The 16,851-nt window shown below is 55.8% G+C and carries 25 protein-coding genes; 7 read left to right on the top strand and 18 right to left on the bottom strand.

The window, feature by feature from the left end; genetic code table 11:
- Positions 1–6 precede the first annotated feature (6 nt).
- Positions 7–312 carry a hypothetical protein gene (locus AC2T28_RS20575; protein ID WP_486750525.1) on the top strand — a complete coding sequence of 102 codons (306 nt, stop codon included), beginning with the start codon at positions 7–9 and terminating at the stop codon, positions 310–312.
- Here the strand turns inward: AC2T28_RS20575 and AC2T28_RS20570 are convergent, their stop codons facing one another.
- From AC2T28_RS20570 to folK, 11 genes are all read right to left on the bottom strand, one after another.
- Entirely contained in the window at positions 313–642 is a 330-nt protein-coding gene (locus tag AC2T28_RS20570) for a DUF1491 family protein (RefSeq protein WP_486750524.1), read from the bottom strand. It lies immediately after the preceding gene.
- Between the two features lie 138 nt (positions 643–780).
- Positions 781–1,686, bottom strand: a complete 906-nt coding sequence (gene era, locus AC2T28_RS20565) for a GTPase Era (RefSeq protein WP_486750523.1) — start codon at positions 1,684–1,686, stop codon at positions 781–783.
- Positions 1,683–2,369, bottom strand: coding sequence for a ribonuclease III (gene rnc / locus AC2T28_RS20560; protein ID WP_486750522.1), 687 nt, complete (start codon positions 2,367–2,369; stop codon positions 1,683–1,685). The genes era and rnc overlap by 4 nt, the downstream gene beginning before the upstream one ends.
- Complete coding sequence (gene lepB / locus AC2T28_RS20555) at positions 2,366–3,193, bottom strand: signal peptidase I (RefSeq protein WP_486750521.1); 828 nt, start codon at positions 3,191–3,193, stop codon at positions 2,366–2,368. Before lepB ends, rnc begins: the two co-directional genes overlap by 4 nt.
- A gap of 57 nt (positions 3,194–3,250) precedes the next feature.
- Complete coding sequence (acpS, locus tag AC2T28_RS20550; RefSeq protein ID WP_486750520.1) at positions 3,251–3,682, bottom strand: holo-ACP synthase; 432 nt, start codon at positions 3,680–3,682, stop codon at positions 3,251–3,253.
- A 9-nt stretch (positions 3,683–3,691) separates the two neighbouring features.
- Positions 3,692–4,156: an ABZJ_00895 family protein gene (locus tag AC2T28_RS20545; protein ID WP_486750519.1), complete on the bottom strand. Its 465-nt coding sequence runs from the start codon at positions 4,154–4,156 to the stop codon at positions 3,692–3,694.
- Between the two features lie 131 nt (positions 4,157–4,287).
- Positions 4,288–5,034 carry a pyridoxine 5'-phosphate synthase gene (locus tag AC2T28_RS20540; RefSeq protein WP_486750518.1) on the bottom strand — a complete coding sequence of 249 codons (747 nt, stop codon included), beginning with the start codon at positions 5,032–5,034 and terminating at the stop codon, positions 4,288–4,290.
- 74 nt (positions 5,035–5,108) lie between these two features.
- Positions 5,109–5,795 (bottom strand): DUF2062 domain-containing protein, encoded by a 687-nt coding sequence (locus AC2T28_RS20535; protein WP_486750517.1) that lies wholly within the window; start codon positions 5,793–5,795, stop codon positions 5,109–5,111.
- Between the two features lie 67 nt (positions 5,796–5,862).
- Positions 5,863–7,995 carry a RelA/SpoT family protein gene (locus tag AC2T28_RS20530; protein ID WP_486750516.1) on the bottom strand — a complete coding sequence of 711 codons (2,133 nt, stop codon included), beginning with the start codon at positions 7,993–7,995 and terminating at the stop codon, positions 5,863–5,865.
- Positions 7,996–8,027: 32 nt separating this feature from the next.
- Positions 8,028–8,381, bottom strand: coding sequence for a DNA-directed RNA polymerase subunit omega (gene rpoZ, locus AC2T28_RS20525; RefSeq protein WP_486750515.1), 354 nt, complete (start codon positions 8,379–8,381; stop codon positions 8,028–8,030).
- Between the two features lie 93 nt (positions 8,382–8,474).
- Positions 8,475–9,044: a 2-amino-4-hydroxy-6-hydroxymethyldihydropteridine diphosphokinase gene (folK, locus tag AC2T28_RS20520; protein WP_486750514.1), complete on the bottom strand. Its 570-nt coding sequence runs from the start codon at positions 9,042–9,044 to the stop codon at positions 8,475–8,477.
- A 139-nt stretch (positions 9,045–9,183) separates the two neighbouring features.
- On the opposite strand from folK, the gene AC2T28_RS20515 reads away from it, so the two are divergent.
- Positions 9,184–9,753: a LabA-like NYN domain-containing protein gene (locus AC2T28_RS20515; RefSeq protein WP_486750513.1), complete on the top strand. Its 570-nt coding sequence runs from the start codon at positions 9,184–9,186 to the stop codon at positions 9,751–9,753.
- 75 nt (positions 9,754–9,828) lie between these two features.
- Here AC2T28_RS20515 and AC2T28_RS20510 read toward each other — a convergent pair whose 3' ends face one another.
- Entirely contained in the window at positions 9,829–10,290 is a 462-nt protein-coding gene (locus tag AC2T28_RS20510; RefSeq protein WP_486750512.1) for a c-type cytochrome, read from the bottom strand.
- A 137-nt stretch (positions 10,291–10,427) separates the two neighbouring features.
- Between AC2T28_RS20510 and ispH the strand changes: the two genes are divergently transcribed.
- The 5 genes from ispH to AC2T28_RS20485 all read left to right on the top strand — a co-directional run bounded on the left by ispH (position 10,428) and on the right by AC2T28_RS20485 (position 13,829).
- Positions 10,428–11,378 carry a 4-hydroxy-3-methylbut-2-enyl diphosphate reductase gene (gene ispH / locus AC2T28_RS20505; RefSeq protein WP_486750511.1) on the top strand — a complete coding sequence of 317 codons (951 nt, stop codon included), beginning with the start codon at positions 10,428–10,430 and terminating at the stop codon, positions 11,376–11,378.
- Between the two features lie 89 nt (positions 11,379–11,467).
- Positions 11,468–12,082 carry a LysE family translocator gene (locus AC2T28_RS20500; RefSeq protein WP_486750510.1) on the top strand — a complete coding sequence of 205 codons (615 nt, stop codon included), beginning with the start codon at positions 11,468–11,470 and terminating at the stop codon, positions 12,080–12,082.
- 20 nt (positions 12,083–12,102) lie between these two features.
- Positions 12,103–12,702, top strand: coding sequence for a class I SAM-dependent methyltransferase (locus AC2T28_RS20495; RefSeq protein WP_486750509.1), 600 nt, complete (start codon positions 12,103–12,105; stop codon positions 12,700–12,702).
- Positions 12,695–13,165 (top strand): ribonuclease HI, encoded by a 471-nt coding sequence (rnhA, locus tag AC2T28_RS20490; protein WP_486750508.1) that lies wholly within the window; start codon positions 12,695–12,697, stop codon positions 13,163–13,165. The genes AC2T28_RS20495 and rnhA overlap by 8 nt, the downstream gene beginning before the upstream one ends.
- Before the next feature lie 22 nt (positions 13,166–13,187).
- On the top strand, positions 13,188–13,829 hold the full coding sequence (locus tag AC2T28_RS20485; protein WP_486750507.1) for a trimeric intracellular cation channel family protein: 642 nt from the start codon (positions 13,188–13,190) through the stop codon (positions 13,827–13,829).
- Position 13,830: 1 nt separating this feature from the next.
- Here AC2T28_RS20485 and AC2T28_RS20480 read toward each other — a convergent pair whose 3' ends face one another.
- From AC2T28_RS20480 to def (AC2T28_RS20455), 6 genes are read right to left on the bottom strand one after another with little or no spacing between them, the layout of a single operon-like run.
- Positions 13,831–14,067: a GlsB/YeaQ/YmgE family stress response membrane protein gene (locus AC2T28_RS20480; protein ID WP_486750506.1), complete on the bottom strand. Its 237-nt coding sequence runs from the start codon at positions 14,065–14,067 to the stop codon at positions 13,831–13,833.
- A 5-nt stretch (positions 14,068–14,072) separates the two neighbouring features.
- Positions 14,073–14,309, bottom strand: a complete 237-nt coding sequence (locus AC2T28_RS20475) for a hypothetical protein (protein ID WP_486750505.1) — start codon at positions 14,307–14,309, stop codon at positions 14,073–14,075.
- Positions 14,310–14,321: 12 nt separating this feature from the next.
- On the bottom strand, positions 14,322–15,227 hold the full coding sequence (gene fmt, locus AC2T28_RS20470; RefSeq protein WP_486750504.1) for a methionyl-tRNA formyltransferase: 906 nt from the start codon (positions 15,225–15,227) through the stop codon (positions 14,322–14,324).
- A gap of 36 nt (positions 15,228–15,263) precedes the next feature.
- Positions 15,264–15,761: a peptide deformylase gene (gene def / locus AC2T28_RS20465; protein ID WP_486750503.1), complete on the bottom strand. Its 498-nt coding sequence runs from the start codon at positions 15,759–15,761 to the stop codon at positions 15,264–15,266.
- On the bottom strand, positions 15,758–16,264 hold the full coding sequence (def, locus tag AC2T28_RS20460; RefSeq protein WP_486750502.1) for a peptide deformylase: 507 nt from the start codon (positions 16,262–16,264) through the stop codon (positions 15,758–15,760). Before def (AC2T28_RS20460) ends, def (AC2T28_RS20465) begins: the two co-directional genes overlap by 4 nt.
- Positions 16,261–16,779, bottom strand: coding sequence for a peptide deformylase (gene def, locus AC2T28_RS20455; RefSeq protein WP_486750501.1), 519 nt, complete (start codon positions 16,777–16,779; stop codon positions 16,261–16,263). Before def (AC2T28_RS20455) ends, def (AC2T28_RS20460) begins: the two co-directional genes overlap by 4 nt.
- Positions 16,780–16,851 lie beyond the last annotated feature (72 nt).

Below are 16,851 nucleotides of genomic sequence, written 5' to 3'. Positions count from 1 at the left end.
TCCAAAATGCGCGGCATCACCATTACCTATAAATACACCGGCGGCGAAACAGTCTGGCAGGCAGCCATGTCCGACTTCATTGACGCAATCAACACTGACCCCGAGGTCGCGGGGAAATTCACCTATCAGGTTGCTGTAGCCGACGACAAGGAAACCCGGTTTCACTGGGGCCGCTGGGACAGCGCCGAAACACTGGCCCATGTCCAGTCACAGGATTACTTCAAAACCTTTGCAGGCAAGGTGCGCGAATTTGCAGATGGAGCCCCCTCCGCCACGGGTCATGACATCTGCCTAAAAACCGACGGCTGGTAACTACTCCAGCCCCGGCTCATCCAACAGATGACGCCCTAAACGGTCCTCGACCTCGATCACCCATAGATCGGGGTCGAACTCCCGCTGTTTGCGGATTGAGGCATCAACTTCGCGCTCGTCGCCTTTGGTCAACTCGACCCACTTGCGATCACCGCTCATCAGATCAAACGAGCGCTGAAACACCACCGCCTGACCATCCAGCGTGTTCAGCTTGATCAGCACAGCCCCCGCCGTGTCATCCCCATGGGACACCACAAAGGCAGGGATCTCCTGAAACCGGAGCCGGGCAAGATAGGCATGGACCCAGAACTCAGCCGTAAGACGGGTCATGCAGCCAATACCCGCACGGCCTTCCACCACCCACAGAAAGCGCTGCCGATCGGCACCGCCGGGTACGGATGGGTGCCCCTAGGCGCAACAGTCCACCCGGCGGCCACCGAAGGGGCTAGGCCCAAGTCAAGCACAGGATCAATTCCCGTCTTTAAAGTCCAGGCCCATTTCCGAATAGCGTTCGGACTCGTCCTGCCAGTTGGGTCGCACTTTGACCTGCAGGAACAGGTGCACTTTGCGGTCCAAAAACTCAGTCAGTTCGGTGCGGGATGCCTGACCAATGGATTTGATCGTTTCGCCACTTTTACCCAGCACAATGCCTTTGTGCCCATCACGCACGACATAGACCACCTGATCGATCTTAACCGATCCATCCTTGCGATCTTCCCAGCCTTCGGTCTCGACCGTCATCTGGTAGGGCAGCTCCTGATGCAACCGTAGCGTCAGCTTTTCGCGGGTCATCTCGGCGGCGATCATTCGCAGCGGCAGGTCAGCAATTTGATCTTCGGGATACAACCAAGGACCTTCGGGCAGCTTACCGCCCAACCAGCTACGCAGATCCTCGACCCCATGGCCCCGCTCCGCTGAGATCATAAAGGTTTCAGCAAAGGCATAGCGTTCATTCAGTTTCTGGGCCAAGCCCAACAGAACTTCCGTTTCGACCTTGTCGATCTTGTTGATGGCCAAAGTCACCGTGCGCCCCTCACCAATCTCGGCCAGACCTTCCAGAATCTTCTCAACACCTTCGGTGATGCCCCGGTGGGCCTCGACCATCAGCACAATTACATCCGCATCCGCAGCACCGCCCCATGCGGCGGCAACCATGGCGCGATCCAACCGGCGACGTGGTGCAAACAGGCCAGGCGTGTCAACAAACACGATCTGGTTTTGGCCATCCATCGCCACACCGCGAATACGCGCACGTGTGGTTTGGACCTTGTGTGTCACGATCGAGACCTTGGCCCCAACCATGCGATTCAACAGTGTTGATTTACCAGCGTTTGGCTCACCAATCAGGGCCACGAATCCGGCGCGTGTGGTCATTGTTTTTGCTCCAGTTTGCTAAGCAGCGCAGTTGCTGCGGCCTGCTCGGCCTGTCGTTTTGATCCCGCAGTCGCCTGCGCTTTGGCTCCATCAGCGAGCTTCACCGCGATGGTGAAAACCGGCTGATGATCCGGACCGGTGCGTGAGACCAGCTCATATGCTGGGGGTTTCTCCCCCTTGGCCTGCACCAATTCCTGCAACGACGTTTTGGCATCACGCGCATCAGCGTCGACGGTGGATATGCGATCCCCCCAAAGACGTAGGATCATTGCCTGAGAGGCCTCGAACCCTGCATCCTTGTAAACAGCGGCGATCACGGCTTCCATCGCATCCCCCAACAGGGCAAGCTTGCGCCGCCCACCCGACATCATTTCTGAGCGGCCAAGCTTCAGCACCTCACCCAGATTGATCTCGCGTGCGACATCTGCACAGGCTTCTTTGCGGACCAGCGCGTTGAAACGTGGTGCCAACAGGCCTTCAGCGGCGGTTTTATCATTCTCCAGCAACGCAGTTGCCATCACCAGCCCCAACACCCGGTCGCCCAAGAATTCCAGCCGCTGGTTGTCGCTACGGGTCGGAGACGAGATCGATGGGTGGGTCAGCGCACGCACCAAAAGCTCGGGTCGGGCAAACTGATGCCCGATCCGCTCCTGAAAGCCACGCATTTCTGTCGACAGTTTCACTTGATCCCCTTGAAGAAACGATCACTGCGCCAAGTCCAGAAGAACAGCATAGAACGCCCGGCAGAAGAGAACATAATGCGATCCGCGCGGCCGATCAGGTTTTCAAACGGTACATACCCAACACCGCCAGCGACCTGCTTGAAACGACTGTCCGTCGAGTTGTCCCGATTATCTCCCATAAAGAAGAAATGTCCTTCGGGAACATGGAATACAGAAGTGTTGTCCGAGGTCTTGGTCACAATATTCAAGACCGGATACTCGGCACCATTTGGCAGTGTCTCAATCTTGCGCGACTTTTTACAAATGCCGCCCTCGCCGATTGCAGCATTATTCTCACAGCGTGGATAAGATCCCTGCGGCCCCTGGCGTTCCAGTATCTCTTCAAAGTCACCCGCATCTTTTTGTTCAACTGCAGTGCCATTAATAAAAATCACACCGTCTGTGATCTGGATCTTGTCACCAGGCAGGCCAATGACCCGCTTGATGAAATCGACACCACTCACTGGATGGCGAAATACGACGACGTCACCACGCTCGGGCTCATTGCCCAAAATTCTGGTGTTATCACCATCAAGAAATCCACAGATGTCTTCTGCGTCCACACCTGCAAAAGGCAAACTGGGGCAAGAAGAATAGGAATAGCCATAGGCCATCTTGTTGACGAACAGGAAATCGCCAATCAACAGAGTTTCCTTCATCGATCCTGACGGGATCCAGAAAGGTTGAAAAAACAGGGTGCGAAAAACACCGGCAATCAACAGGGCGTATACAATGGTTTTGATCGTTTCAACGATCGAACTTCCGGCTTTAACTTTGGTCGCCATCAGGCTCTCCGGTTCTGCAATAGGTCCGAGGCTACATGCGTCCCGGATGCAGGTAAGTCAAGCTTGGCTGTTTTGTTGATCTGCAGAACCAGCGGTTGGCCGCGCCTCAATCACCACGAAGGCCTGCGCCCAGGGGTGATCATCGGTCAGCGTCACATGAATCACCGCTTCATGTCCTGGTGGCGTCATGTCCTGCAACCGCTTTGCCGCCCAGCCAGTCACATGCATCACCGGCTGACCACTGCGCAGATTACTGACGGCCATGTCTTTCCAGGCAATTCCCATCCGCAACCCAGTGCCCAACGCTTTGGAACAGGCCTCTTTTGCCGCCCATCGCTTGGCATAGGTGCCTGCCACATCCAGGCGGCGTTCGGCTTTTTGCTGTTCAATGGTAGTGAAGACCCGATTTTTGAAACGGTCACCAAACCGATCCAACGTACGTTGAATGCGCTCAATGTTTGCCAGATCGGTTCCGATACCAAGGATCATACAAACAGCCTACCGTTGAGAGTTCACTCGTTTGGCAGCAGCCTTCAGTTCATTTTTCGCCCCCATCGAGACAAAAAACCTATTTCCAAAATACATTAAGGCAACCAAGAAAACGGTGATTCCGATCATCGGAACCATGCTTCCACCAATGTACGCAGCGGCGGTAGCTTTAAAAAACTCAGGCCCGACCAGCAGTACTCCCCAGAATGCCGATGCAGCAACCTCGACCACGACCCCAATCAGAGTTGCCCTGAGTGCAAAACTACTAACATCATCGGCCGGAACAGTCTGCCCATTATCTCTTGCAAACCGTTGTCCCATGAATAACGCGGCCATCATCGTTGGTAAAATCGACGTTACCGAAGAGGATAGATCCACGCCTACGGCAATCATAATCGCAATAAACGCTACTGGTAAAAGCATCCGCCAACCGATGAGCCACATTGAATAGCGAAGTAAACTAATTTTTTTCATCTAATATTCCTAAGTGCATCGCTCCAAAAAGCGTATTTCACAAGACAAATATATACATCAACAACCGTTAAGAGCGCGAACTGCAAGACAACCTTGATGATCAAATACTAGACACTGTTTGCTGAGGGCCGTCACTGGCGCGCTTCATCCATCAAACGCCGCATCTCTTGCACGGCAGGGACGAGTCCACGGAACACCGCCTCCCCAATCAGGAAATGGCCGATATTCAATTCACACACCTCAGGGAATGCAGCAATCGGCTTGACGCAATCATAGGTAAGCCCATGACCTGCATGGACCTCAAGTCCCAGGGAATGCGCATGGACCGACATCTCGCGTAGGCGTTCAAACTCGGCATCCCGCTCGTCAAACCGCTCTTCGGCGTGAAAATCGCAATAGGCCCCAACGTGCAATTCGATTATATCTGCACCTACCCGATGCGCAGCTTCAACCTGTCGCTGATCAGCCGCAATGAACAGTGAAATACGGCTACCGGCATCGCGCAGTGGTGCAATAAAGTCAGCCAGTTTGTTATGCTCGCGCGCAACTTCCAACCCACCCTCGGTAGTACGCTCTTCGCGTTTCTCGGGCACGATGCAAACCGCGTGGGGTTTATGGCGTAGTGCGATCTTTTGCATTTCATCGGTCGCAGCCATCTCAAAATTCAGCGGCAGCGTCAGCGCATCCATTAGCTTTTCGATATCGGCATCCACGATATGACGGCGATCTTCGCGCAGATGGGCCGTGATGCCATCAACACCTGCCTCCTCTGCCAGCTTTGCAGCGCGCACAGGATCCGGATACGCGCCACCACGCGCATTGCGCAGAGTCGCCACATGATCGATATTCAAACCCAATCTCAGAGAGTTATCAGCCATACATACAAATCCTAGCAAAGTGTATTTTTGGCGACAGTAGCCTTAAGCGTAAGAAGAGCAAACCATAAATGGCCTTACTGTGCTTTGCGCAGCGACCGCTTACGCCCGACCGATGGACCCACAATTCCATTTTCCACATGTGCCCGCGCCTTGATCGCACGGAACTTGGCCTTGATCTTAGAGCGGCGGCGATGCTGATACGCCCGGATCAATGGGACACTCAGGACATAACACACCACACCAGCCAGCAAGCCAGGGCCGATGCCGCCAATCAGATACGGCAGGAATACCTCGTTGTAGAACAGATAAACCCCGTCCCAATCCGCCTCACGATCGGAAACCAGCGCCACCAGATTTTCCCAAACGTCCTTGCTGACCCCAAAGAACTTGCCAATCAGGGAATGGTCGACCTCGGTGTCGAACTCGGTGCCCAGCAGCCAGTGCCCGCTTTGCAGCGAGACAACTCCAATAGGAACATAAGTCAGCGGGTTGCCAATAAAGGTACCGCTGAGGGCCGCAAGAATATTGCCGTGGCACAGGCGTGCGAACAATGCAGCTGCGACAAAGTGCAATCCATAGAAAGGGGTAAAGGCTGCAAAGACTCCCGCCGCAATCCCACGGGCAATACGTTCAGGTGAATCGGGCAAGCGACGTACGCGGTGCTTTACGTAATGAAACGCACGGGTCCAACCGCCACGAGGCCACAGAAAATCCGTAGTCGCACGTAACAAAGAACGTCGATCACGGCGCCTGAATACCAACGATTGCGTCCTTCTCAGTTGTGGCCCGGTTAAGGTCCTGTTTTTGGCTCCATCGCCTCGTTTGCAGCTATCGGCTCGCGCCGTGCTTTGCAGGCCAGTCGCGAATGCGCTCAACCGCAGCGACGTCGTTCTCTGCTTCCAGCATCAAGATCAACGAATGCAACTGCTCAACATCTCTCAATTCGACGTTTATCACCAAACGGTAAAAGTCTGGTTTCCGGTCGACAAATTCCAAGTCCGAGATATTGGCCTTTTTCTCGCCAATCAATGTGCAAATTCGTCCCAGTACCCCTGCATCGTTGCCAATGGTAAGCGCCAGAGTGATCCCGTAAACCGCTGGATGAGTGCCGTCGTGCCAATGCACGTCAACCCAGCGTTCAGGCTGATCTTCATAGTTGCCCAGATTGTCACAATCTGCCGCATGCACCACCACACCGCGACCGCGATACGTGATGCCGATGATACGTTCACTAGGCAGTGGCTGGCAGCATGGGGCACGTTCGAAACTCTGACCAGGCTCTAGTCCTATGACCGCACGTCGCGGCGAGATTTCGTCGCCATTATCGGGGGCTAGATCTGGGTAAACGGCTTGCACGACATCGTGACTAGTGATTTCAGCCGCGCCCAGTCGCGCCAACAGTTCGCGTTCATTGCCCAAACGCAGGGCGCGTGCGGCAGTTTCCAACGCCTTATCCGTTGCCTTACGCCCAACGTGATCAAACGCCGCGCGCGCCAATTCGCGCCCCAACTTCACAAAACGCTCGCGATCCGCATCACGCAAGGCCCGGCGAATAGCAGTACGCGCCTTACCCGTTGTCGCGATCTCAAGCCAGCTAATCTGCGGTGTCTGCCCTTCGGCGGTGATAATGTCGACCGACTGACCGTTGCGTAGCCGTGTCCACAATGGAACCCGTATGGCATCCACCTTGGCACCAACACAGGCATGCCCAATCCGCGTGTGAATGGCATAGGCATAGTCAATCGGCGTGGCCCCTTTGGGCAGCTTGATCACGTCCCCCTTGGGCGTAAAGCAAAACACCTGGTCCGAATACATCTCCAGCTTAACCGCTTCGAGGAACTCATCATGGTCCTCTTCAGCGTCAAACTGTTCGGTCAGCGAGGCAATCCATTTCACCGGATCCACGGCAAAGGGGTTCTGGGTTCGAACACCGTCGCGATACGACCAATGCGCGGCCACCCCGGTTTCGGCGACATCATGCATCTGCCGGGTACGGATCTGCACCTCTACTCGCTTACCATCCCGCCCTGACACTGTTGTGTGGATCGAACGATAGCCGTTGGATTTCGGCTGCGAGATGTAATCCTTGAACCGACCAGGCACCGCCCGCCAGCGTTGATGGATCGCGCCCAAAGTACGATAGGCATCCTCTTCACTGGCGGTAATAATGCGGAAACCATAGATGTCGGACAGACGCGAGAACCCCTGCTCCTTTTCCTGCATCTTGCGCCAGATCGAATAGGGTTTCTTGGCGCGGCCAAAGACCTCGGCTTCGATGTCGGCCTTTTCCAGTTCGCTGCGCATGTCGCCGGTGATCCGGTGGATCACATCGCCAGTTTCGCGTTGCAACGTGATAAAGCGACGAATGATCGACTGACGTCCTTCGGGATTTAGCACCCGAAACGCCAAGTCCTCCAACTCTTCGCGCATCCACTGCATACCCATGCGACCGGCCAAGGGTGCATAGATATCCATTGTCTCGCGGGCCTTTTGGGCCTGCTTATCCGGACGCATCGCCTTGATGGTACGCATATTGTGCAGCCGGTCAGCCAGCTTGACCAAAATGACTCGCAGGTCCTTGGACATCGCCATGAACAGCTTGCGAAAATTCTCGGCCTGCTTGGTTTCGCGGCTGGACAGCTGCAGATTGGTCAGCTTGGTGACCCCATCGACCAGCTCGGCAACTTCTGCACCAAACTTCTCGGCGACTTCTTCATAAGACGCTTTGGTGTCTTCAATGGTGTCATGCAGAAGTGCGGTGATGATGGTCGCATCATCCAGGCGCTGTTCGGTCAGAATAGCAGCAACAGCAACTGGATGGGTAAAATAGGGCTCTCCCGAATGCCGGGTCTGCCCTTCGTGCATCAGCTCACCAAAGTCATAGGCTTCGGTGAGACGCTCTGCATTGGTCTTGGGATTGTAGTTGCGGACCAGTGCAATCAGATCTTCAGTTGCAATCATACCCGGTCCGCAGCCTCAAATGTTTGTGCGGTTCAGCCCTGGCCTTGGGCTTCCATCAACGCACGCAAAAGTTTTTCTTCCGACATGTCGTCGTCAGCAGGTTTGTCAGCTTCGCCGCCCATCAGCAGAGCCATTGAATCTTCTTCAGGCTCATCAACTTCGATTTGGGTCTGGTTGCTTTCGATCAGACGTTCACGCAGCGAATCAGCGCTCTGCGTTTCGTCAGCGATTTCACGCAGTGACACAACGGGGTTCTTATCGTTGTCACGTTCAACAGTGAGCGGCGCACCAGCTGAAATTTCACGGGCGCGGTGAGCTGCCAGCATGACCAACTCAAAGCGGTTGGGAACTTTATCTACGCAGTCTTCAACCGTTACGCGGGCCATCGGCGACTCTCCAAATGAGTAAGGATCCAGAAAGCGTTTATGTAAGCCCGATTCTTTTCCTTGACAAGCGTTGAATGCCGCCGATTTGCCGCATCACAACGGTTGAACCTCTAAGACTTCGGATTTTGGTAAGGCCGCAAGCATTTCTGACACCGTTAGGCCCAACACCGGATGCACCCAATCCGGAGCAATGTCACTCAATGGCTGTAAAACAAATCCACGGTCCTGCAGCCTGGGATGAGGCAATATCAGCATTTCTGGCGCCCGGCGCATCTGCTCCTCAACAGGAAGGTTTTGCCAAAGCTCATAGGTCTCACGATCTGGTAATACCTGATCAGCGACAGCAACAAGATCCAAGTCCAGTGTTCGCATGCCCCAACGCTGGTCACGCACACGTGCAAACTGCGCTTCGACATCGTGCAAAATTGGCAAAATATCTGTGGCGGAGTCGGTACACAAAACTTCAATTGCTGCGTTTACGTAGTTAGGCCCAGCCCCGGCAGGAAAGCACGGGGTATGATAAAATCGCGACACGGATTTAATCCGCAGCCCCCTAATTGCGAGCGCAGAAATTGCAGCAACAAGTGTTTGTTGCGGGCTTCCAACACCGGAAGGAAGGTTCCCCCCAAGAGCAATTAACGCATTTGACCGGAATTCGGTCATTTTTGACCCCATTTCATATAACCGACACACTTGCAGCTCTTCGCAAATAACTTACATTAGATCTACCTGTTTCGCACAATTTAAGCATTCACTCACGGAACACTCAGTGCGGGGCGGTTTATACCGGAAGGACATTATTATGTTTTACAAAGACGAACGGCTAGCGCTGTTCATCGACGGGTCGAATCTCTATGCCGCTGCCAAAGCGCTGGGATTTGATATCGACTACAAGTTATTGCGTCAGGAATTCATGCGTCGTGGCAAAATGCTACGTGCATTTTACTACACTGCGCTGCTTGAGAACGATGAATATTCGCCGATCCGCCCACTCGTAGACTGGTTGCACTACAATGGATTTACCATGGTGACCAAACCAGCCAAAGAATACACCGACAGCATGGGGCGTCGGAAAGTCAAAGGCAATATGGATATCGAACTTGCTGTGGACGCCATGGAACTGGCTCCGCGCGTAGATCACATTGTGCTGTTTTCCGGGGATGGGGATTTCCGGCCGCTGGTTGCCAGCTTACAGCGTCAAGGTGTCCGCGTTTCGGTTGTCTCGACCATCCGTAGTCAGCCACCGATGATTTCTGATGAACTGCGCCGCCAAGCAGACAACTTCATCGAGCTGGAGGAACTGAAAGACGTCATCGGGCGTCCTCCACGCGAAGTATCTGCAGAAGAGCGCAACGTAGCCTATGCTGGCTAACCTAGCTTTTCTCTAAATTGCTTGTCAGGCGTCGGATCTATATCTGGCGCCTGATTTGTTTCTAATAACTCAATGTCAGCCTTCGACCTTGCTGTTGATCTGGTTGTGACGCTCAATCACCTCAGCAGGCCAGGTGCTCTTGATATAAGCCAGCACGGCGAGCATTTCCTCTTCGCTCAGAATGTCTTCGTACCCCTGCATCTGGCTGACATAGCCATTGCCGACCAACGCAGCCGTGCCCTTCCGAGTGATCATCAACAGCTGCGAATCGGGATGGTGCCAGGTGTGGCCACTTGCGTCATGTGGAGGCGCTGGCAGGTATCCCTCGCTGTCCCGCTCACGCCAGTTTGCCTGACCTTCAAGCTGGGTACCATGACAGCTGGCGCAATAATCCTGATACAACTCAGCCCCCTGCGCGACGGCAGTCTCGTCCTGATAGGGAAACACACCTGCCGCACTGACCTGTGCAGGCTGGCTCCAAATCGCCGCCGCTACTGCAGCCACACCCAGTGCAGCTCCACCCCAAAGATACTTCATCTCAAACCCTTCTGACTTCTCTCGAACCCGCTGTGCAGCCTTCCCCCACAGGAAACTCCAATCACATCGCTGTGATACATGCGGTCTATGGACCTAGCGCTTCAAAACCCTTACCTCTGCCAGGCAAGGAGACGCCAATGACCAAGCCCGCACTCACCCTGTATCTCGCTGCACCACGCGGTTTCTGCGCTGGTGTCGACCGCGCCATCAAGATCGTCGAAATGGCGATCGAGAAATGGGGCGCCCCGGTCTATGTGCGCCATGAGATTGTGCACAACAAATTTGTGGTCGACGGGCTTCGCGACAAGGGTGCGGTCTTTGTTGAAGAGCTGGAAGACTGCCCCGACGACCGGCCCGTTATCTTTTCGGCCCACGGCGTACCCAAATCGGTCCCAGCCGCTGCGACAGCCCGCCAGATGGTCTATGTCGATGCCACCTGCCCACTGGTCTCCAAAGTGCATATCGAAGCAAAGCGCCACGCCGAAGCCGGATTGCAAATGATCATGATCGGCCACAAGGGCCACCCCGAAACCATTGGCACCATGGGCCAGCTCCCGGATGGTGAGGTCTTATTGGTTGAAACCACCGAAGACGTCGCAACAGTCGAAGTGCGTAATCCTGAGCAATTGGCCTTTGTCACCCAAACAACTCTATCGGTTGATGACACCAAAGACATTGTTGCGGCCCTTAATGCTCGCTTCCCTGCAATCGTCGGCCCGCACAAAGAAGACATCTGTTACGCCACCACCAATCGACAGGACGCTGTAAAAACCGTTGCCCCCAAAAGTGACGCGCTTTTGGTGGTTGGTGCACCAAACTCCTCCAACTCACGCCGCTTGGTCGAAGTCGGAGCCAAAGCAGGCTGCGACTACGCCCAGCTGGTACAACGCGCCGAAAATATTGACTGGCGCGCTCTGAGTGGCATCAAAAGTATTGCAATCACTGCTGGAGCCTCGGCCCCGGAGTTGCTGGTCAACGAGGTGATCGACGCCTTCCGCGCCCGCTATGATGTTACGGTCGAAGTGGTGGAAACTGCGATCGAAGACATCGAATTCAAAGTTCCTCGGGTGCTGCGTCAATCGGCCTAGGGTCGCCTTCATCATCATTCAAGACTGTGCCAATTGCGCGGCTCCGTGTTAGGCCTAGACTATTGTTTCGCCTAGCCTGGAGCCATTTGATGATTTCCCTACATTTTCTACTCACTGCTTTTGTCGTCGTTCTGGCCCCCGGCACCGGGGTGATCTACACACTCGCACTTGGCCTGGGTCAGGGGCGTCAGGCCGCATTTTGGGCCGCTTTGGGCTGCACTGTTGGCATCGTTCCACATCTGGCTGCTGCCACTCTGGGTCTGGCCGCTGTCCTACACAGCTCGGCCGTGATGTTCCAAATCGTCAAAATCGCAGGTGTGTTGTATCTGCTTTATCTCGCTTGGCAGGCCGTCAAGTCCGGCGGAGCCCTGTCGATTACCTCCAAAACCACCAGCCAGTCCGGTCTCAAAATCGCCCAACGCGGCGCACTGATTAACATTTTGAACCCCAAACTATCGATCTTCTTCCTCGCCCTGCTCCCTCCATTCCTCAGCGGCAACGCCAGTTCGGCCACTCTGGAGATGACCCTACTTGGTTCGGTCTTCATGGCGCTGACATTTGTGATTTTTGTACTCTACGGATTGTTTGCCGCCACCGCCCGTGACTACGTTCTGGGGTCCGAGCGTGTGCTGGCGTGGCTGAACCGAGGCTTTGCCGCCATCTTTGCCGGTCTGGCCGCACGCCTTGCGATGGAACGCGCCTAACATCACCCCAGGGGGCCAATATGTCCGACCAAGAAACAATGATGGCCTATGCCAAGTCCGCGAGTGAATACGCGGATAAATTCGCCGACTCAGACGGCGAAAACCAAGATGCCGACTTTGACGCCTTTCTAAACAGCATTCCAGCAGGTGGCCGGGTTCTGGATCTGGGATGCGGCCCCGGACACTGGGCCGCCAAACTGCAAAACGCGGGACTAACCGTCGACGCCATGGATGCCTCTCCCGAAATGGCGCAACTGGCGAAATCCCGGTTTAACCTCGACGTCACAGTTGGAGCCTTCCAAGATCTGACAGCCGAATACCACTATCACGGTATCTGGGCCAACTTCAGCCTGCTGCACGCGCCACGATCAGACTTTCCCGACCATCTAACCAGAGTTCACCGCGCCCTGCGCCCCGGTGGCACACTCAGCATCGGCATGAAGCTCGGCACAGGGGAGCGTCGCGACCACCTTGGCCGGTTTTACAGCTATTACGGTGAGCAGGAATTACGCGACCTGCTGGCCAAGGCTGGGTTCAACGTAGCTCGAGTTAGACAGGGAGAGGGTGCAGGATTGGCTGGCAGTGTCGAGACCTTCGTAGTAATGACCGCGCATGTCTGAATTATATGCATATACCGACGGAGCTTGCTCCGGTAATCCCGGCCCCGGTGGCTGGGGCGTCCTGCTGCGCGCAATCGACGACGATGGCAACATCGTCAAAGAGCGCGAACTCAAGGACGGTGAACCCGACACTACTAACAACCGGATGGAGCTGCTGGCCGCGATCAACGCGCTAGAGTGCCTAAGCCACCCATCAACGCTAACTGTAGTAACTGATTCCGCCTACGTGAAGAACGGCGTCACCGGCTGGATTTTTGGCTGGAAGAAGAACGGCTGGAAAACTTCTGCCAAGAAGCCGGTCAAAAATGTTGATCTGTGGAAGCGTCTGGACGAAGCACAGATCCGCCATCAGGTGACATGGAAGTGGATCAAGGGCCACGCCGGCCACGAAGAGAACGAGCGCGCCGACGAACTGGCCCGTGCGGGTATGGCGCCGTTCAAGCCGAAAAAATCCAAATCGTGAAACGACCAAGGGGCAGACTGTCATGAGCCTTCTGTCCCTGCTGGATTACGCGTCCGTTCTGGTCTTTGCCCTAACCGGCGCGCTGGTCGCCAGCCGCGCCCAGCTGGATATCGTCGGTTTTGCCTTTGTTGCCTGCTTGACTGCTGTGGGTGGCGGCACCATCCGCGACCTGCTTTTGGACCGGCACCCTGTGTTTTGGGTCGGAGAACCCACTTATATCCTTCTGGCCACCGCCGCAGCGATCCTTGTGTTCTTTACGGCCCACCGCATGGAAAGCCGCCAAACATGGCTGATCTGGCTGGATAGTTTCGCCCTCGCCATCGCTGTATCTGCGGGGACTGGGGCAGCGCTGGCACTGGACAAATCACCTGTCATTGTCGTGCTGATGGGCATGGCCACTGGCTCACTTGGCGGCTTGATGCGCGATGTAGTCTGCAACGAGGTACCCTTGGTCCTGAAACAGGGCGAGCTTTACGTCACCTGCGCCATGGCAGGGGCTATCACAGCAGTAGGCATCGAAGCCCTCGGAGTTGCTGAAGATCATGGCCTTCCTGACCTCACAGCCCTAACCGCCTGTGCCGTAGTTTGTTGGGCCCTGCGTGCCGGATCCATCCAGTTCGGCTGGCACCTGCCCGTCTACAAAAGCCGCCCGCCGCGCAGCTAGACTATCTCTGGAAGTAATTCTGCCACAGCCAGATTAGCAGCAACGCCCCCAGCACCGCGCCAACAAATCCGGCCATCATGCCCATCACGGTTAGCAAGAACCGTAGCATCAGCCCACCAATCAGCGCTCCGGCCATGCCGATCACCACAGTGGTCACAACATTTGCATCAATCCGCATCAGCCGCGTTGCCAGAAATCCAGCCGCAGCGCCGATAATAATAAGCGCAACAATGGGCATCTCGATCACCTCTTCCAGTGAAAGGGCACAATAATCAGCGCCCCAATGGATGACACAATGGCATTCCAGCCCGCTGCATTAAAGCCCACGCCAAACATCAGCCGCACAAAATAGAACAAAAACGCGCCACCAATGCAAATGATGATCGACGACAGATATCCATTATGGGTGAACCCCGACCGCTCGGCTGCGTAGCCAACAATTCCGGCAATCACCACCGTACCCATCAAGGTCAAAAACATCCGGTTCTCCGTTTAAAAACTGTCGCCCGGCGATACTGGGAACCCGCGCAAAAAGACTTCGCGATCTTGCGCACCCTTGCCTGCCCGTTGCAAGCGCAGCAGCTCTACTGCGCCTGATCCACAGGCAACTATGAGGTTTTCAGCCAACACTTCCCCCGGCGTCCCCAGCCCCTCGGCCAGACGCGAGGCCAACACCTTGACCCGTTGCCCGCCAATCTCGCTCCAGCCCCCAGGAAAAGGCGACAACCCTCGGATCTGCCGATCCACTTCAACAGCCGGGCGGGCCCAGTCTATCCGCGCCTCTGCCTTGTCAATCTTCGAGGCATAGGTCACGCCGTCTTCGGGCTGTTCCTCGGCCTGCAAACTCGGCAACTGGCGCAACGCCTCGACAATCAGCTTAGCCCCCATGTCAGATAACCGGTCATGCAGCGCCGCCGTGGTTTCCTCGGTGCCAATCTGAGTGGCCTCACGCAACAACACAGGCCCGGTGTCCAGCCCGGCCTCCATCTGCATGATGCAAATGCCGGTTTCGGCATCGCCCGCCATGATCGCCCGGTGAATAGGCGCCGCCCCGCGCCAGCGCGGCAACAGGCTGGCATGAATGTTCAGGCAGCCCTTGGTCGGCGCATCCAGAATGACCTGTGGCAGAATCAGCCCATAGGCCACCACCACTGCGATATCAGCGCCCAGCGCAGCAAATTCTTCCTGCGCATCGGGCGTTTTCAACGACACCGGATGGCGAACTTCTAACCCCAGCTCAACAGCGCGGGCATGCACAGGTGTCGGCCGATCTTTCTTGCCCCGCCCCGCCGGGCGCGGAGGCTGGCAATAGACCGCAACAATCTCATGCCCGGCGTCCACTAGGGCATCTAGTACCGGAACCGAAAACTCGGGCGTTCCCATGAATATGACGCGCATTGCTCTGCTTTCTGCTTGGGGCGGACTGGTTGGCTCTTAGCCGTTCAACTTCTTGGCCTTGCGCAACAGCATGTCGCGTTTGACCTTGCTCAGGTTGTCAAAAAACATCTTGCCGTTCAGATGGTCGATCTGGTGCTGCACACTTGTCGCCTCGATGCCGACAAAATCCCGCTCTTCGACCTCGCCCGCCTGGTTCAAAAACCGCACTGTCACCGCGCGCGGGCGTTTGATCTTGGCGGATACGCCCGGCAAGTTCGGGCTGGCCTCCTCATGCTCGCGCAGCTCGATCGAGGCATGCAGCACCTCGGGGTTGGCCATCTTCACCGCCCTGCCCCGCTCTTTGGAGCCATCCACAACAGCCAGCCGCAGCATCACCCCGATCTGAGGCGCACCAAGCCCAACACCGGGCATCGCCTCCATGGTATCGACCATGTCATTCCAGATAGAGCGAATCTCATCGGTGATCTCTGTCACCTCTTCCGCCTTGGTGCGCAGGCGCTTGTCAGGCCAAGGCAGGCAAATACGAGCAGTCATGATTGTCTCTCCAGAAATTCGGCCTCAGCCTTGGCACGCTCCGCAGCCGGTAAATGATCCAAGGTCACAACGCCATTCAGATGATCAAACTCATGCTGAATGCAGCGCGCCTCGAACCCGTCAAAGTCAGCCATGTGAATATCGCCTTCGGGCGCGGTCCACTGCACTGTCACCGCCTTGGGCCGTTCCACATGCACCAATATACCGGGGATCGACAGGCAGCCCTCTTCGAACACCTCAGGAATGCGCTCTGCTGCCATGATGGTTGGGTTGATCATCGCCATCGGCGACTTCGCCCCCTCTTTCCAGGTGCAATCCATTACAAACAGCCGTTTCATCACGCCCACCTGCGGGGCCGCTAGCCCACGGCCCTCGGCTGCATACATCGTCTCGAACATGTCTGCGATTAGCGCGTCCAGCCCTTCGATGTCTTCACCCTGCACGGACTCACACTTCTGCGTCAGGTGGGCATCCGGCCAGATCAGGATCGGCAAAATGCTCACTTGCGCGCCATTTCTCGTTTCAGCTTTTGCATCTTGCGCGTAATCATCTGGCGACGCAGCGGCTTTAGATAGTCGATGAACAGCTTGCCCTGCAGGTGGTCGATCTCGTGCTGCACACAGGTCGCCCACAGGTCATCAAACGTCTCACGTTGCGCATTGCCGTCGCGATCCATCCATTCCACATCCACCACTTTGGGGCGGGTCACCTCACCGTATTGTTCGGGGATCGACAGGCAGCCTTCCTCATACACATTGGTCTCATCCGACGAAGCCACGATAACCGGGTTGAACATCACCAAGGGGCGCGGCGTCTCGCCCTCTTCCTTGACACAGTCGAGCGCGATCACCCGATCCAGAATACCAATCTGAGGCGCGGCCAGGCCAATGCCCGGCGCGTCATACATGGTTTCCAGCATGTCATCAGCCAGCTTGCGCAACTCGTCAGTGATATCAGTCACTGGCGCACAAACCTTCTTTAGACGAGGGTCGGGATGGATCAGTATATTACGTTTCATGCCCCCGATTTAGGGTATTGCCCCAGCCACCGCAACGCCCCCCTTGCACACATCGCATTTCCGAGTAGCTTC

It is taken from the genome of Parasedimentitalea nitratireducens (genome assembly GCF_057444295.1).
The sequence above is the reverse complement of the archived record's forward strand: the minus strand, read 5'-3'. Positions and strand labels throughout refer to the sequence as shown.

Bases quoted from the DNA above. Each gene is read 5' to 3' on its own strand.
- AC2T28_RS20575 (WP_486750525.1), top strand. From the start codon at position 7: ATGCGCGGCATCACCATTACCTATAAATACACCGGCGGCGAAACAGTC.
- AC2T28_RS20570 (WP_486750524.1), bottom strand. From the start codon at position 642: ATGACCCGTCTTACGGCTGAGTTCTGGGTCCATGCCTATCTTGCCCGG.
- era (WP_486750523.1), bottom strand. From the start codon at position 1,686: ATGACCACACGCGCCGGATTCGTGGCCCTGATTGGTGAGCCAAACGCT.
- lepB (WP_486750521.1), bottom strand. From the start codon at position 3,193: ATGGCGACCAAAGTTAAAGCCGGAAGTTCGATCGTTGAAACGATCAAA.
- acpS (WP_486750520.1), bottom strand. From the start codon at position 3,682: ATGATCCTTGGTATCGGAACCGATCTGGCAAACATTGAGCGCATTCAA.
- AC2T28_RS20545 (WP_486750519.1), bottom strand. From the start codon at position 4,156: ATGAAAAAAATTAGTTTACTTCGCTATTCAATGTGGCTCATCGGTTGG.
- AC2T28_RS20540 (WP_486750518.1), bottom strand. From the start codon at position 5,034: ATGGCTGATAACTCTCTGAGATTGGGTTTGAATATCGATCATGTGGCG.
- AC2T28_RS20530 (WP_486750516.1), bottom strand. From the start codon at position 7,995: ATGATTGCAACTGAAGATCTGATTGCACTGGTCCGCAACTACAATCCC.
- rpoZ (WP_486750515.1), bottom strand. From the start codon at position 8,381: ATGGCCCGCGTAACGGTTGAAGACTGCGTAGATAAAGTTCCCAACCGC.
- folK (WP_486750514.1), bottom strand. From the start codon at position 9,044: ATGACCGAATTCCGGTCAAATGCGTTAATTGCTCTTGGGGGGAACCTT.
- AC2T28_RS20515 (WP_486750513.1), top strand. From the start codon at position 9,184: ATGTTTTACAAAGACGAACGGCTAGCGCTGTTCATCGACGGGTCGAAT.
- AC2T28_RS20510 (WP_486750512.1), bottom strand. From the start codon at position 10,290: ATGAAGTATCTTTGGGGTGGAGCTGCACTGGGTGTGGCTGCAGTAGCG.
- ispH (WP_486750511.1), top strand. From the start codon at position 10,428: ATGACCAAGCCCGCACTCACCCTGTATCTCGCTGCACCACGCGGTTTC.
- AC2T28_RS20500 (WP_486750510.1), top strand. From the start codon at position 11,468: ATGATTTCCCTACATTTTCTACTCACTGCTTTTGTCGTCGTTCTGGCC.
- AC2T28_RS20495 (WP_486750509.1), top strand. From the start codon at position 12,103: ATGTCCGACCAAGAAACAATGATGGCCTATGCCAAGTCCGCGAGTGAA.
- rnhA (WP_486750508.1), top strand. From the start codon at position 12,695: ATGTCTGAATTATATGCATATACCGACGGAGCTTGCTCCGGTAATCCC.
- AC2T28_RS20485 (WP_486750507.1), top strand. From the start codon at position 13,188: ATGAGCCTTCTGTCCCTGCTGGATTACGCGTCCGTTCTGGTCTTTGCC.
- AC2T28_RS20480 (WP_486750506.1), bottom strand. From the start codon at position 14,067: ATGCCCATTGTTGCGCTTATTATTATCGGCGCTGCGGCTGGATTTCTG.
- AC2T28_RS20475 (WP_486750505.1), bottom strand. From the start codon at position 14,309: ATGTTTTTGACCTTGATGGGTACGGTGGTGATTGCCGGAATTGTTGGC.
- fmt (WP_486750504.1), bottom strand. From the start codon at position 15,227: ATGCGCGTCATATTCATGGGAACGCCCGAGTTTTCGGTTCCGGTACTA.
- def (WP_486750503.1), bottom strand. From the start codon at position 15,761: ATGACTGCTCGTATTTGCCTGCCTTGGCCTGACAAGCGCCTGCGCACC.
- def (WP_486750501.1), bottom strand. From the start codon at position 16,779: ATGAAACGTAATATACTGATCCATCCCGACCCTCGTCTAAAGAAGGTT.